Genomic DNA, 16,439 nt, shown 5'->3' on the forward strand with positions numbered 1-16,439 from the left:
ATTATTGATAATCATTCTCATACATAATTGTAAGTTGTCTTTACAATAGTGTCTATGCACTAAAGTAATCTCTTGCCATACATTTTTATGATGTCAATAATCTCATCAATTCGTGTATCTGTGCACGGGAGGATAACGGGTCATAGCCGAAGAATATATCTGATTTATCTATCAAATAAACATGATTTTGTTTGAATGCTTCCATGCTCATCCATGAGTATGACTGAAATAGGCGGTTCATACGCTCTATTCCCTCTATATTTAGAGGCATTCCTGTGATAAAAACGTAATCAGCGGGATAATCTTTAATAGCTTCGATTTCCACCTCAATGTAGCCCCGATTTCCTATACCGTGATTTAGTAGTGTGATCGGTAAACTAAATCCTAAATCTTCATATATGATTTGACTACCTCTACCATGGCTACTATTAATACAGAAAGCCGAGTTTGTCCCAATTTCCCATACAACAGCTGTCCCTCGTTCTCCAAGCTGACAATCTAGTTTCTGATTAAAATTCCATACCATTCTATCGTAATCCCTAAGCCATTCCTCCGCTTGCTGCTGTCTTTCCACAATATCAGCTATAAGCCGAAATTGTTCTCGCCAGCTCATTTCCATAAAAGGAAGGGTAACCATTGGAGCCAATGATAACAAAGATTTGTTTTCTTTTGTTGTTTTATAATCGAGAATTAAATCAGGATTAACAGCAGCGATTTTCTCATATATTAATGCTTCACTATTTTTCCATATATTTAACTTTTGCTCCGTTTTCACTGGATTAACACTCTCCATCCAGGTGGAGTACACACCAAGTTCAGGTGTAATACCTAACGCTAATAAACTTGCAGTATGATTGGTATTAAGCGTTACTACTCTCTTGCGCTTTTTGTGATAAGAAGTCGGAGAAAGACCGACCACTTGCTTGAATTTTCTACTTAAATAGGTGCCTTCTTTGTAGCCGACCTGCTGTGCTAAATCATCTAATTTAGGCATCTCATATAATAGTCTTTTTTGAGATTCCCGAATTCTTATTAAGGAGAGATATTCACTAAACGTTCGACCTGTGCTCTTACGAAAAGCACGGGATAAATGCTCTGGGCTTACCTGTACAAGGGTAGCCATCTCTTCTCGACTCAAATCCTCTTCATAGTGAGTATCGATGTAACTTATTACTTGATCCATCCATGTACTAATGGACTGTTTATTTTCTATTAACTCTCCATGTATTTCGGTTAAGAGTTCAATGAACATCTGTTGTATATAGAATGGTCCTCTACTACTTCGGTACTTCCAGGCGTTTTCAAATTCTTTTGCCAGCCTAATGATTTTGGCTGTCTGTTTAATTGGCTGATAACTCTCTATTGTCTGAGGCTGGGAACCATCTGTAGTTATGCAACGATAACCTATTAAAATAGCCTGAAGAGGAGATGTAGTACAGGACTTTTGTTGATACTCTAGTACCGAGAAGGAATCACAAAGTAATATACTACCACGTGATACTGCATGTTGTTTTTCATTTAGACTAACTATTCCGCTCCCACCAAATACGATTAGAATTTTAGGGAGAGGATCGATTTCTTCCAAATTGCTGTCCATGAATTCATTTATACTGTTTAAACTTATAGGTATATAAAATGTATGGGGTAGTAATTGTATTTTTTCTAATGTGTTATTGATCAAGGTTATACTCCTCTCAGCTTTGCAATAGATTATTAGGAATTTAAAAGTATAAAATAGGTCACTACCACTAACATATGGATAGTGACCTATTTTTTAATTTGGATTATTACTATAGCGAGTTAATAATGTATCGTTCCTGTGCCTTATATCTCCCACTAGCCACACTAAAGAGTCCAACAAACATTACGTCATGCTCTTCCATTGTATTTTTCCCTTACTCTCTATTTCTTTTTCCTATTAAACCCCAAACTGAGCTAGGTGAAGTCTTTTATAAGCTCCTTTCACTGCTAATAACTCATCATGATTCCCTTGTTCCACAATCCCATTCTCAGTTACAACCACTATGCGATCTGCATTTTTAATCGTTGCTAAACGATGTGCTATAACAAGTGTTGTACGCCCTTGAGATAATTCAGATAAAGCATGTTGAATCGCTACCTCTGTTTCAGTATCAAGTGCAGATGTCGCTTCATCTAAAATAAGAATAGATGGATTTTTAAGAAACATACGAGCAATTGAAAGGCGTTGTTTTTGTCCTCCAGACAGTTTAACTCCGCGCTCTCCGATCAATGTATTCATCCCCTCTGTTTGAGAAAGAATAATGTCTTCTAACTGGGCTCTTTTTGCTGCTTCCCATATCTCATCTTCAGAAGCATCCAAATTACCATAAGCAATATTTTCTCGAATGGTTCCATCAAATAGATAAACATCCTGTTGCACAATTCCAATTTGAGACCGAAGAGATTTAAGTGTCATTTGTTTAATTTCAATACCATCAATTGTTAACGAACCGCTGTTAATATCATAAAAGCGGGGTAACAAGCTACAAATAGTAGTTTTTCCTGCACCAGACGGTCCAACAAGAGCTATTGTTTCACCTGCACGAATCGTTAAGTTGATGTTATCTAAGACATTCTCTTTCCCTTCATAGCTAAACGACACATCTCTGTACTTTATATTTCCTTTTAAATGCTTAACATCACTTGCATCAGGGGCATCCGCTACATCTGGTTCTGTTTCAAGCATTTCAACATAACGCTTAAATCCAGCAATTCCTTTTGGATACATTTCAATTACAGCATTAATTTGTTGAATAGGTCCTAAAAATACATTTGATAAGAGAACAAATGCAATAAACTCTCCGTATGTCATTTGCTTATTAATAACGAACCAAGTCCCACATAGTAAAACGAACAAAGTGACAACTTTCATAAGAATATAGCTAACGGATGAATTCCATGCCATAATTCTATAGGCTACTAATTTAGACTTACGAAAACGACTATTGCTTTCATTAAACTGAGCAATTTCATGCTCTTCATTAGCAAAGGCTTGAACAACTCGCATTCCACTAACATTATTTTCTACACGTGCATTAAAATTAGCTATATCCGCAAAAAAGCGTTTGAATGCTACAGTCATCTTTTTACTGAAATACAAGGATAAACAAATAATTAGTGGAACAATAACGAAGGTAAGGACGGCTAATTGCGAGTTTATGGAGAACATTAAAGCAAATGCACCCGTAAGTGTCATAATTGCGATAAATAAATCTTCAGGTCCATGGTGCGCAATTTCACCGATATCCATTAAATCATTCGTCATTCTAGAAACTAAATGACCTGTTTTATTGTTATCAAAAAAACCGAACGACAATCTCTGGACATGTGTGAATAGCTCTTTACGCATATCAGTCTCAATATTAATCCCCAGTTTGTGTCCCCAAAAAGTGACAACATAATGAAGTACCGCACTAATAATATATATCCCAAATAACGAAATACACCCCCACAGAATCCAATTCCAATTTGAACTTGGCAATAGATCATCCACTACGCGGTTAACAGCAAGCGGAAAAGCAAGCTCCAAAACAGCAGCGATGATTGCACAGGAAAAGTCTAGAATGAATAGACTTTTATATGGTTGATAGTAAGAAAAAAAACGTTTTAACAATGCCTATCACATTCCTCTATGATATTTATTTTGAAATTGATATTTTGATAAGTCAGTCTACAAAAAAAGAGACTATTTCTGACATCTATGTAGACGCAGAGTCAGCCTCTAATTTAAGTTTTAAATTAATAATTATGTATATTCTAGAGGTCGACCTTCGTAGCACCGACAGGTTTTTCGCTCAATAATAAAATGGCAGATAGTATCACGAGCATTCAACAATTACTATATTTTATTATATATCTCCCTCTAATTGATAATGATTTTCATTTTCAATATTATCAACTGTGATAGCGGAAGTCAATACAAATAATTCCAATCTGTTTATAACAAAAAATAAAACTAAGTTATTCTATTCTGTTCTTTAGTCTTTTAATTTGGAGAGTAAATAAAGGAAATAAGGTGCCCCTATAACTGCAACTATAATTCCTGCTGGAATCTCGGAAGGTTGCAATATCCAACGTCCTATAGTATCAGCAATAAGAACCAAAAGACCTCCAGTCAACGCTGAAGCTGGTATTAAATATTGATGTCTAGATCCAACTAATTGACGGGCCAGATGCGGTCCTATTAATCCGACGAAACCTATTCCCCCACTGATGGATACACTTGCTCCTGCTAATCCAACTGCTGAAGCTAGCAATATACGTCGCTCTTTTTCAATGGATGCTCCTAGCCCAGTAGCAGCTAAATCTCCTAAATTCAATATATTTAGTACTCTTGCCTTTGAAAATACAAATGGGATTAAAACTATAATCCATGGCAGCACAGAAAGGACATACATCCAATTTGACCCCCAGATACTGCCAGCTAACCAAGTAGCTACAAAATGATAATTCTCTGGGCTTAGACGAAGTGTTAAAACTATCATTGCAGAACTTATACCTGCGGCAACCGCTACTCCAGTGAGTATTAGCCTCATAGGAGAAATTCCTTCATTACGTTTATATGCTAGTGTATAAATTATGGTTGCTGTTATTCCTGCACCCAAGAATGCCAAGACTGGAAGTAAAAATACTGGTGCAGCAGCAGTAGATGGAAAAAAAGAGATAAAAAGTATAACAGTTAGCCCCGCCCCTGCATTAATCCCTAGTATTCCAGGATCAGCCAAGGAATTACGAGAGATCCCTTGTAAAACACATCCAGATACAGCTAGTCCCATACCAACCAGTACAGAAATTATTATTCTCGGCAATCGAAATTCAAAAAGAATAAGATGCTGTTTCTCATTTCCATATCCAAACAAAGTTTGGATGACTTCAATTGGGGATAATCTTATAAACCCTGTATTCATACTAATTATAAAAGCTATAACTATAAGCATAAAAAGAAGACTGATTATAAAAAGGTTTTTCTTCATTGTTTTCCGCTGGCTATCTGTCATATATGTCCGTTCTTTCAAAGTTCTTTACCTCCTTTTCTAGCAAGATAAAGGAAGAATGGAACTCCGATTAATGCTATCAATGCACCAATCGGTGTCTCATAAGGAGGATTAATCATTCTTGCTGCTAAATCTGCTAATACAACTAAAAGACCTCCAAGGACAATCGAGCAAGGAATAATCCAGCGGTAATCATGTCCTATTAAAAATCGGGTAAGGTGAGGTACTATTAACCCTACAAAACCTACTGCACCTACTACTGATACAGCAGCTCCCGCCAAAACTAAAACTATAATCATACCAAGCACCTTAATAGTTTTTATTCGCTGACCGAGACCTATAGCCACCTCTTCGCCAAGACTTAACAAAGTAATAGATCGAGATAACATCACAGCACCGAGCATCGCAACAATAATCCATGGGGACATAATTTGAAGATTAATCCACTTAGTTCCTGATACCCCTCCTGCATACCAAAATGCTAGATCTTGACCTATTTTAAAATGCAGAGCAATACCTTCACTAAGAGCACCTAACAATGCGCTAACAGCTGCACCAGCAAGTACCAGGCGCATAGGTGTTAAACCTCCACGTGACAAGGAACCTACACCGTAAACAATGATAACACCGAGACCAGCACCTAAAAAGGAGTACATGATTAAATACATATAAGGAAGACCCGGAAGAAATGCAAAACACAAAGCAAGCATAAATGAAGCTCCTGCATTTAAACCTAAAAGACCCGAGTCAGCTAGTGGATTTCTCGTCATTCCTTGCATTAAGGCACCTGCTACCGCAAAGGACGATCCAACTATCGCAGCACCTAGAACACGTGGCATACGTATATCTCTTATAATTTGATGTGCCGTAATTTCTGGATTGAAATTAAACACGGCCGTCCAGACAGTAACTAATTTAATATCAGCTGCACCAAAAGATATAGATAGGGCAATTGCAATTATTAAAGCAGCCATACCTCCAAATAAAATAAAAATTGCTATTAGGGGATGTGAATGTTTTTTAATTTCTTCTAATTTTTCTATATCTGCAGATCCTTCAGTTAAAGTAGTCATACTTTCCCTCCTTTATCCTAAAATATAACTTTTTGTTTTATGCCATCATACCTTCTTCTATTCCTCTTAGCGGAATAAGCAATCATTCACTCTTCTGATAGAGTTGGTAGGATAGACATATAGGATTATTACTAAAAGGACATGTCGCCATGCTTGCATCGATATTAAACACACGCTGTAAATTTAGGCGAGTCATGACTTCTTCAGGACTTCCCTCCTCTATTAATGAGCCTTTCTTCATTGCAATCATATAGTCTGAGAAACGTGAAGCGTGATTTAAGTCATGAAGGACCATTACAATTGTTCGGCCCTCCTCTTCATTTAGTTTTTGTAAAAGCAACAAAACATCTAGCTGATGTGCTAAGTCCAAATAGGTTGTCGGCTCATCAAGAATGAGTATTTCAGTCCCCTGTGCAAGGGCCATCGCAATCCAAACTCGCTGCCTTTGTCCACCTGATAATGCTTCAACAGGACGATCCTTAAACTCATCCAACCCCGTTACACCTATTGCCCAATGAATATGCTCATAGTCTTCTTTTTTTAAATTGCCAAAGCCGTTTTGATGTGGGAACCTACCGTATGAAACCAATTCAAATACTGTTAAACCACCTGGTGCATTAGCGGATTGTGGCAAAATCGCCATTCGTTTTGCCACCTCCTTCGTTGGAAGCTGATGAATTGCTCGCCCATCAAGGTATACATTACCGCCTTGAGTTTTTAACAACCTGGAAATAGCTTTTAATAATGTGGATTTGCCACATCCATTTGGTCCAATAATAGTTGTTATTTTTCCTTTAGGAATAGTTACACTTAAATCCTCAACAATAAGTGAGTTTGAATAACCAATAGCTACATGGTCTATATTCAACACTGTCATATATAGATCTTCCTTTCTCTGACTTTCTCAACTAATTTTTAGTTATATCTGGAACTTACTATCCTCTACTCAATAATTTCTATTCGTATATATCCTGTTAAATAAAAATAATATGTATCAGGAAATAGAAAAAAAAAAATTAGCAATAATTGATAATGATTATCAATTTCACTTTATAATACTAGATATTTTAGGAGGAAATGTCAATATAAGAATATATTTCATTAAATAACGTCATCAACCAGACGGATATATTATTACACCAAAAAAGCCACGATTACCGAATCATCTTCGGTAATCGTGGCTTTAAAATTTAATGATCACAATCAATCAAATTAATAGTTTTATGGACATTAGGACAAATAATTAGATTTTATCGTTTTCCTACTAGTTTCGTAGATCCTAAGAATTCATCGTAACTACTTTACCTTCTTTACGCTCTTTAGCATACTCCGCGGTAGCCGTGAACAATACGTCAGAAGATGAATTCAATGCAGTTTCACAAGAATCTTGAATTACACCAATGATAAAACCAACACCAACTACCTGCATCGCAATATCATTTGGAACACCAAATAAATTACATGCTAATGGGATAAGTAAAAGTGATCCACCTGCAACACCCGATGCACCTGCTGCTGAGACAGCTGCAACAACTACAAGAATCAGTGAAGTAAAGAAGTCAACTTCAATACCTAGCGTGTTTACTGTTGCAAGAGTCAGCACTGCAATAGTAACTGCTGCACCAGCCATATTAATAGTAGCACCAAGAGGAATTGAAACTCCATAAGTATCCTCATCTAAGCCAAGTTTTTCACATATTTTCATATTTACTGGGATGTTTGCAGCGGAACTGCGTGTAAAGAATGCCGTAATACCACTTTCTCTTAAAACCATAAAAACAATTGGATAAGGATTTTTTCGTGTATAGAAGAATACGATTAATGGATTCACTACAAGTGCGATAAACAGCATACACCCTACTAATATTAATATTAACCTACCATAATCAAGCAAAGCAGATAGACCGCTAGTTACAATAGCATCGAATACAAGCCCCATAATACCAAGCGGCGCTAAATTAATCACCCATTGTACCACTTTTGTGATTGCATCTGAAAAATTACCCAACATGTCTTTTGTCTGTTGATTTGCATTTTTTAACGCAAGTCCAAGAACGACTGCCCATATTAATATCCCTAGATAATTAGCATTAACTATTGCATCAATTGGATTCGCAACTAGATTAAATAGCAGCGTTTCAATAACTTCAGCAATACCTTCAGGTGGAGTTAGATCTTCTACGCCAGCTGTCAGTGTTAGAGTAATTGGAAACAGAAAACTTGCAACTACAGCGACAGCCCCAGCTAGGAATGTCCCAAGAGCATACAGCCCAAGAATAGATTTCATATTCGTCTTCTTACCACTCTTATGTACAGCAATCGCATGCATTACTATAAATAATACTAATACTGGCGCAACTGCCTTTAATGCACCTACAAACAAAGACCCCAAAATGGAAATCCAACTTGCACCACTTGGAACAGTTAAAGCTAAGATCGCACCGATAATAATACCGATAACAATCCTTTTTACAAGGCTTACTTGATTCCATTTAACTAATAAGTTTTTCATGATACTTTCCCCCAAATTTTTGATAAAAAATGAAAATATCAATTTCTCCCAGTCAAATAATATATACTTATTTTAACTTTAATTAAACTGATATTTTATTTTAGCACAAATTTTTAGAATTTTGCATTGTTATTTTTTGTTAGAAATAATTTAGCATTCTTATTACCAGTCCAAATAAAAAACACTGGGGATTTTAACTCCCAGCGTTTTTAAACTCTAATTGTTATTTCTTAAAGTTGTTAGCGTTTTGTTGTGCTTTACGATTAGCTTGAGCATTTTGTTGTTTCACTTCTTGAGCATTTGTTTGACGTTCAATTGATACGCCAAATTCTGAACCAAATTCACTAGACAAGTTTTGAGATGCACCTTGTCCATTTTGTTGTGCTTTTTGATTTGCTTGAGCATTTTGTTGTTTAACTTCTTGGACATTTGTTTGACGTTCAATTGATACGCCAAATTCCGAACCAAATTCATTAAACATGTTTTGCGATGCACCTTGTCCGTTTTGTTGAGCTTTTTGAGCAGATTGTGCGTTTTGTTTTCTAACTTCTTGTGCATTTGTTTGAGCTTCATTTGGAAGCTTGTTGTTATTGTTATTTGCCATTTTCCTTCACCTCCAAGAATTATGATTGCCAAAATGGAGATAATTATTATTAGCAATTGTTGGAGACGTTCGGATCTAGTTGTTTAAAAGTACATATTTTTTTATATTTTACTCATAATATTTAGACGAGTATTCATTAATTCTTTTATTTAAAAAGCTTGTATACCTACAGTGAAATATCCATTATCGATGACTTTCTTAGCGTTGCTGAGTTCATTTGCATATAAACTAAATGACTCCTTATCATGTTCATCGAGCGCTTTATTCACTTGATAATTCAAATGAATAATTTTTAGTTCCAAGTCCAAGATGGAGCAAATTCTACCTTCGCTAAACAGTTTCTCAATATCATCCACTTGAATTAGAAATTGAAACTCCCTATTAACGGCCACTAGAAAATGCCATCCTAGAACATCATCGAACTTCTGCTCATTTGTTATTGTCCAAACATCACCTTGATGGAACTCAATCATATGTTGGTGTTTCTGTCCCGGACAGCAACAGAATACTTCTTGTTTAAACATTTCTAGTATTATAAAATTTTCATTCACTAGAGGTTCCTCCCTCGTTTTTGGTTTTCTCAGTTTGCAAACAAACAAATGATAATGATTATCACTTTCATTTATTATTGTATATGACAACCATTAAAAGCGTCAATTCAATTTAGTTTTACTTGAATCACTTTCATAAAGAATATTATATAGTTAAATCGGAACAACGCTGATTTCCGCTCTAGGCGGACTCTTTCAGCTGCCACGGCTTCAATCTCCTCGTCACTAGGAAAACATATGCTCCTGCGGTTACTCGTCGCGTGCCACTCCAATCAACGGGATCGCTAAAAAAAACGAATAATATATTTGCGATATTAAGTAAACATTCGTATTTTTAAATGAAACAAGTAATTATGAAATTGACTTACTTACTAAATAATTGTTTTTTACACTAGTTCGTTCCCGCATATAAAAAAAGACCAGTAGTTAGTTCAACTGGTCTTCTTACTTTTATTAACTTTTCACATGATAGCGACCTTTTGGTATAACTAGAGGTGTATCTGAGATTGGATCTTGTATCACAACACAATTCAAGTCAAAAATCGATTTTACCAAGTCAGTTGTTATGACATCTGATGGTTTTCCCTCTGCAACAAGCTCACCTTTATGAAGTGCGAATATATAATCTGCATAACGAGCAGATAGATTGATATCATGAAGTACCATAACTATGGTAGTACCATACTTCCGATTAAGACTAGTAAGTAAATCTAAAATTTCTACTTGATATGTGATATCTAGAAACGTGGTTGGTTCATCAAGGAGTAAAATATCCGTTTGCTGTGCAAGCGCCATGGCAATCCAAACGCGCTGCCTTTGACCACCGGATAGCTCATCGATGTCATGATTAGCAAACTCAGTAATATTCATAAACTCCATTGCTTCCTCTACTGCCTCATAATCCTTCTTCGACCACCCACTAAACAAGGATTGGTGTGGAAACCGTCCTCTTCCAACTAAATCGGCTACAGTAATCCCTTCTGGAACAACAGGTGATTGTGGAAGTATACCTAAAATACGTGCTAATTGCTTAGGTGGATATTTGTTTATAGCTTTACCATCGAGCGTAACATCACCTTCTGAAGGCTTAATTAGCTTAGCCACCGTTTTAAGAAGAGTAGATTTTCCACAACCATTTGCACCAATAATTACACTAATTTTATTTTTAGGTATTTCAAGGTCAATTCCTTGAATAATTGTTTTATTGTCATAGCCAGAAAACAATTTATCGGCTCGAAAACTGTGTGTGTTCCCCATTACAATTCCCCTTTTCGGTTCATACGGATTAGTAAATATATTAAATACGGAGCCCCTAGCAATCCAGTTATAACACCTACAGGAAATCTATATTCAAATGCAAATTGCCCAATAAGATCCGCAAATAAGACAAGATTGACCCCTACTAACCCTGCTGGAAGAATATTAGATGAGCTAACACCAACTAGTCGATTTGCGATTGGTCCCGCTAAAAATGATACAAAGGCAATTGGTCCCGTTGTTGCTGTTGCAATAGCAATCATAAAAACTGAACTTACTATTAAAATAATACGCATTCTATCGGTCGAAACTCCAAGAGAAGAAGCCATTTGCTCACCGAGCTCTAGAATACTTAATTGCTTCCCAAATATAATAATTACAGGTGTGAAGAGCAAGACAACTAATATTAATGGAGGTAACTCGCTCATTTTAGAGCCATTCAAACTACCACCGAGCCATCTAATAGCTCCTGCAATATCTTGTTGAGCACTCTTAAGCAATAAAAAAGAAATGACGGCATCTAACATCGCTTGAATACCAATCCCAATAATGATTATACGACCAATAGAAAATGCTCCACCACGGGCTAATAAATACATAGCAATAACAGTAAGTAAACCGCCTATAACTGCTGCAATAGATGTCACTGAATTACTCGAATGAAGAACAGTAATACAAAATACCGCTGCTACACTAGAACCAGAAGTAATCCCTAAAATATTTGGATTTGCCAAAGGATTTCGAAGCATCGTTTGAAAAACATATCCTGCAACACCGAAAGCAAACCCAGCAAATACCCCTGCTAACATTCTAGGAAGCCGAATAGTATTCACCGCAAAATTGGCTCCCGAAATCTCTTCTCCTAATAGGGAGCGGACAACAATATGTATTGGATAAATTGTATTGCCAAGCAACAGCATTGCACAGCAAAGCACTCCTGCTAAAATGACGAGGAGCGTCGTAACAAAAAGCCATCGTCGTTTTCTCCGACGCATACCTTCCATAATAAAATTAACTTCAACAGATTGATTTTTCATAATGACCGCACTTTCGATTTCTTAGCTAAAATGATGAGTATTGGTGCACCAATAAACGCTGTAAGAATACCAACTTCGAGCTCTCCGGGACTAGCTATAAGTCGACCAACAACATCAGAGAACGTTAAAATAATTGCTCCTGCTAGTGCTGACATAGGTATTAAGAAGCGTAAATCCGGCCCGATGACAAAACGCATAGCATGAGTTGCCAAGAGACCTATAAATCCGATTGGACCTGCTAATGCAGTAGCAGTCCCACATAAAACAACACCAGCAACAATCGCAAAAAAACGAAGTACACCAGGTCGTATACCTAAACTAGTTGCCACATCGTCCCCTAAGGCTAAAGCATTCAAAGCAGGTGCTGAAAGAAACGCGATGAAGAGTCCAACGATTAAAAACGGGATAAAAATCTTGATGGAATCCCAGTTTCCCGACCCAACACTTCCCACTTGCCAAAATCTAAACTGATCTTGGGCATAGGCGCTTGGAATGATAATTGCGGTTACAAGTGAAGAAAGAGCTGCACTTGTTGCAGCCCCTGCTAATAGTAACTTTATAGGCGTAGCACCACCACGCCCCATTGAACCTATTCCAAAAACGAAAACTGCTGTAATGCTCGCTCCGATTAAAGCTAACCAAATATATTCCCCCGCTGTTGTGATATTGAAAAATGTTATACCACATACTACGAATAAGGTTGCCCCTGTATTTACCCCTAGAATACTAGGGTCAGCTAATGGGTTGCGCGTAACTGCTTGCATCAGCACTCCTGCAATTCCTAAGGCAACACCGCAACATAAACTAAAAATAGTACGGGAAATTCGTTTGCGCACTACGTTTGCGCCATATGAATCTTGGTTTGTATAAAATAAGCCATCCATTAACTCTTGGTAACTTACAACCCGTGCCCCTAACATTAGCGAGGTAATGATACTAACAACTAGCAATATAATCGCAATTACCAAAATTATCGTAAAATGCTTTGGAAAATGTAAATCTAATCGCTTCTTCTTGGAATCAGTGGTGCTATTCATTGATTTTGTCTATAGCTCCTCCGATTAGTTCTAGGTACTCGTCAATTGTATATGCGATAGAAAGTGGATTTGGAGTTCCAGCTGCTACCAATGGAGTATCACTTGTAATAAACGCTACAGAACCTCTTTCAACTGCAGGAATTTTCCCAAGTAAAGGATCCGCTTTAATTGTATTGTATAATTCCTCATCACCATATCCAACGATGATATCTGCATCAAACAAAGCTTCCACATTTTCTGTACTTAAATTTAATGAGTAGCTTTTTGGATCCGTAATTAATGATGAAATGCTTTCAGGAATTGTTAGCCCTAATTCCTCTAAAAACGCTACACGTGAATCAACTGGTGTATAAATGTGTAATTGTGATAAATCTTGCGCTGAGAAGTTAACCCATACTACTTTTTTGCCTTCGATTTGTGGATAAGCTTTTAATTTTTCAGCAACTAAGTTTTCTGTGTCTTTAATTAATTGTTCGCCTTCTTCTTTCATTCCCATTCCTGCTGCATTAAATTCAACCTGTTCACGCCAAGTAGTTGTCCATGGTGAAGTTGGATAAGCTACAACTGGTGCAATTTGTGTTAATGTTTCATAATCTTCTGGAGTAATACCTGAGTATGCAGCAAGAATTACGTCTGGCTTTGCATCTGAAATGGCTTCAAAATCTAGACCATCCGTATCTTGAAAAACGTTTGGTTCTGTAACTTTAAGTTCATCTAACTTTTCTTTCGTCCATGGTAATAAACCACTATCATCTTGAACACCGAAGTTTGCTGCTGAAAAACCAACAGGAACAACACCAAGTGCTAAAGCGATATCGTGGTTTGCCCATTGTATCGTTACAACACGCTCTGGTTTACTTTCAAGCACTGCTTCCCCTAAAGCGTGTTTAATAGTGATCGGATATTGTGATTCTGTTTCAGTTGCTTTTTCAGTTTCAGTTGAAGTATCTTTCTCTTTGCTATCTACCTCTTTAGTTGATGACTCATCTGAACATCCTACTAGTACTAAAATAGCGAAAATAGCCATTGCAAGCATTAGTATAAAAGATTTTTTGTTTTGCATATGTAACCCTTCCTCTTCTATAAAATTATCAACTATATTAAAATGTATAATTTCTATTAATGCTTAAATATACTCATATACAATGAAATAATATTGATTATCATTCTCATTTAAATTTAATGTTTTTTGGTTAACATGTCAATATATTCTTTTAGAAAAATTTAAACTTAATGTTCCCTGTGTAAGAAACAAACGTGAAAATTACAACATTCACGTTTGTTTGAATTAACACGAATGTTTCTTACACAGGGAAGACTACAAAGAAAACCTCCAAACTGAATAGTTTGGAGGTTAAATATGTTGTATTTTAATACATCCCCTTCATAAGGGTACTTTCACCTAATATTCTTAGCTATTTTCTTTGTTCCTCACAAAAAAGTATGCAGTAATCCACGTGGTAATTGGGATAACCAGTGTTACTCCAATTCCAGCACAAAGGATTGTAATCATTTCGGAACTAAAGATCTTGGAATTCACAACTTCCCCTATAGAGTAAGATAAATCTTTAAACCATATAAGTAATGCTAAATAACCTCCAAAGAAGGCAAAAAACAATGTATTTGCACTTGTTCCTAATATATCTCTACCAATACTTAATCCCGAAAGAAACAAATCTTTTCGGGTAATGTTCGGATGATGAAAATGGATTTCCCGCATAGGAGATGAAACGGCTATGGCTGTATCGGTTATAGCACCAATCGTACTCATAATAATTACAGATACAGTAATTTTCACAAAATCCACTTCTACTAATAAAGAGAACATTCCAAGTTCCCCTATTTCTTCTTCCCCGAATCCTTGGATCATTGCCTTGTTAGTTATATAGATAATAAACAAAAGTAAGATAACGGTACAGATAATCGTTGAGAGAAAAGCTGTTTTTGTTTTGCTGTTCACTCCATTAATATAGAAAAGATTGATACAGCTAATTACTACACAAGCAATTATTGTTAATATCACTGGATCAATAGTCGGATCGTTCATCAAAACGACCGTGATCATGATGACACCAAAGTTGAAAAATATAGCGAAAAAAGATCGTACTCCTTTTCTCCCTCCAATAAGGGTCATCAAGAAGAGTAGTATCCCTGCCAGTAGCACTAATACATTCATTGTCTTGCCCTCTTTCTATTCACGAAAAATAATGTCGTATAGAGACCAATAGGAATGGTTAACACAATTCCAATTCCTCCAGCTAACGCACGAGCCAATTCCAACGAAAGAGTTAGGGAAAGCGTATAACCAAACGGAGCGGCGTTCTTAAAATACAAAACAAGAGTGGGAATCGAACCACTTACATAGGCAAAAAACAAAATATTAGTCATCGTACCCATAATATCTTTTCCAATTTCCATTCCTGAAGTTATAAGTGCTTTTACTGTGATGTCATTATTTTTCTCATACAATCCGAAAATTGAAGAAGACATGGTAATAGCTACATCCATCACAGCCCCTAAAGAGCCGAGGAACAGCCCTGCCATAAAAACTAGCCGATATGGGCGGGTGATAAACTGCATTTCCTCATATCGAAGCCCCTTTTCTCCTGTTATTAATAGAACCAGGTATGTAATCAACAGTGAAATAAAAGTTCCTAGCAAAGTTGCTATAATCGCTGCATAGGTTTTATCGTTTAAGCCGTTAGCTAGTAAAAGAGAAACAACCGTAAATATAATTACACTAATCCCGCAAATCCACAATAGACTTTGATTGGAGGTTTGGATGTAGATATCCAATGCAAATGATAATATTACAGCATTAAAAGCTAAACTAATGAAAGAAAATAGCCCCTGCTTTTTACCTACTATCAACAATATAAAAATAAATAACCATCCAACTAGCAACAAATATTTATCACGCTTAACTTCCAGAATGGTCCCAGTTAATTCCGAATCTTTTTCCATCTGCTCATCTATTTTAATAAATAATTCATTTCCAATTTGAAACTCATGGTCATAGGCTTTAGATTGGGAGTATTCATTTATCAAGTGAATCTCCTTGCCTTTATTCTCACCATTTCTTAATTCAGCAATAATATGCTGTGTATATAATTTATCTTCAATACCATTTATACTATTTACTTTCGCCACATCTTCTATAGTGGTTTTTACTACCTTAGCTAGTGGGCGTTCATAGAAAGAGTGGTTATTAAAAACAAAAATAACTGAACCTATAAAACAACATAGGAGTAAAGTAAAAAAGATTTTCTGCTTGAAGCTCACCTTTTTAAATATGCTTCTAAAGAAATACATGAATAGACCTCCGGTTCCCTGTGTAAGAAACAAACGTGAAA

At 36.3% G+C, this 16,439-nt stretch carries 14 protein-coding genes; all 14 read right to left on the minus strand.

What is annotated here, in order from left to right; translation table 11 throughout:
- Nucleotides 1-85: 85 nt before the first annotated feature.
- Nucleotides 86-1,681, minus strand: a complete 1,596-nt coding sequence (locus ACQCPR_RS13800) for an ABC transporter substrate-binding protein (RefSeq protein WP_427137276.1) — start codon at nucleotides 1,679-1,681, stop codon at nucleotides 86-88.
- Nucleotides 1,682-1,918: 237 nt separating this feature from the next.
- The gene (locus tag ACQCPR_RS13805; RefSeq protein ID WP_427137277.1) at nucleotides 1,919-3,634 is read right to left on the minus strand and encodes an ABC transporter ATP-binding protein; all 1,716 of its coding nucleotides are present in this window, start codon (nucleotides 3,632-3,634) and stop codon (nucleotides 1,919-1,921) included.
- Between the two features lie 364 nt (nucleotides 3,635-3,998).
- Entirely contained in the window at nucleotides 3,999-4,994 is a 996-nt protein-coding gene (locus ACQCPR_RS13810) for a FecCD family ABC transporter permease (protein ID WP_427138951.1), read from the minus strand.
- A gap of 38 nt (nucleotides 4,995-5,032) precedes the next feature.
- A complete protein-coding gene (locus ACQCPR_RS13815; protein WP_427137278.1) occupies nucleotides 5,033-6,088 on the minus strand; it encodes a FecCD family ABC transporter permease in 1,056 nt (351 codons plus the stop codon).
- An 82-nt stretch (nucleotides 6,089-6,170) separates the two neighbouring features.
- On the minus strand, nucleotides 6,171-6,965 hold the full coding sequence (locus ACQCPR_RS13820; RefSeq protein WP_427137279.1) for an ABC transporter ATP-binding protein: 795 nt from the start codon (nucleotides 6,963-6,965) through the stop codon (nucleotides 6,171-6,173).
- Between the two features lie 402 nt (nucleotides 6,966-7,367).
- Entirely contained in the window at nucleotides 7,368-8,600 is a 1,233-nt protein-coding gene (gene sstT, locus ACQCPR_RS13825) for a serine/threonine transporter SstT (protein ID WP_427137280.1), read from the minus strand.
- A gap of 223 nt (nucleotides 8,601-8,823) precedes the next feature.
- Entirely contained in the window at nucleotides 8,824-9,204 is a 381-nt protein-coding gene (locus ACQCPR_RS13830) for a gamma-type small acid-soluble spore protein (RefSeq protein ID WP_090566928.1), read from the minus strand.
- Nucleotides 9,205-9,353: 149 nt separating this feature from the next.
- Nucleotides 9,354-9,755, minus strand: coding sequence for a hypothetical protein (locus ACQCPR_RS13835; protein ID WP_427137281.1), 402 nt, complete (start codon nucleotides 9,753-9,755; stop codon nucleotides 9,354-9,356).
- A 453-nt stretch (nucleotides 9,756-10,208) separates the two neighbouring features.
- The gene (locus tag ACQCPR_RS13840; RefSeq protein WP_090566921.1) at nucleotides 10,209-11,012 is read right to left on the minus strand and encodes an ABC transporter ATP-binding protein; all 804 of its coding nucleotides are present in this window, start codon (nucleotides 11,010-11,012) and stop codon (nucleotides 10,209-10,211) included.
- A complete protein-coding gene (locus ACQCPR_RS13845; RefSeq protein ID WP_427137282.1) occupies nucleotides 11,012-12,049 on the minus strand; it encodes a FecCD family ABC transporter permease in 1,038 nt (345 codons plus the stop codon). The genes ACQCPR_RS13840 and ACQCPR_RS13845 overlap by 1 nt, the downstream gene beginning before the upstream one ends.
- Nucleotides 12,046-13,086 (minus strand): FecCD family ABC transporter permease, encoded by a 1,041-nt coding sequence (locus ACQCPR_RS13850; RefSeq protein WP_090566915.1) that lies wholly within the window; start codon nucleotides 13,084-13,086, stop codon nucleotides 12,046-12,048. Before ACQCPR_RS13850 ends, ACQCPR_RS13845 begins: the two co-directional genes overlap by 4 nt.
- Nucleotides 13,079-14,149 carry an iron-siderophore ABC transporter substrate-binding protein gene (locus ACQCPR_RS13855; protein ID WP_427137283.1) on the minus strand — a complete coding sequence of 357 codons (1,071 nt, stop codon included), beginning with the start codon at nucleotides 14,147-14,149 and terminating at the stop codon, nucleotides 13,079-13,081. Before ACQCPR_RS13855 ends, ACQCPR_RS13850 begins: the two co-directional genes overlap by 8 nt.
- A 348-nt stretch (nucleotides 14,150-14,497) precedes the next feature.
- On the minus strand, nucleotides 14,498-15,262 hold the full coding sequence (locus ACQCPR_RS13860) for a YibE/F family protein (protein WP_427137284.1): 765 nt from the start codon (nucleotides 15,260-15,262) through the stop codon (nucleotides 14,498-14,500).
- Complete coding sequence (locus ACQCPR_RS13865) at nucleotides 15,259-16,398, minus strand: YibE/F family protein (protein ID WP_427137285.1); 1,140 nt, start codon at nucleotides 16,396-16,398, stop codon at nucleotides 15,259-15,261. Before ACQCPR_RS13865 ends, ACQCPR_RS13860 begins: the two co-directional genes overlap by 4 nt.
- Between the last annotated feature and the right edge of the window lie 41 nt (nucleotides 16,399-16,439).

The sequence above is a fragment of the Psychrobacillus psychrodurans genome, assembly GCF_050209195.1.
Lineage (GTDB): Bacteria > Bacillota > Bacilli > Bacillales_A > Planococcaceae > Psychrobacillus > Psychrobacillus psychrodurans.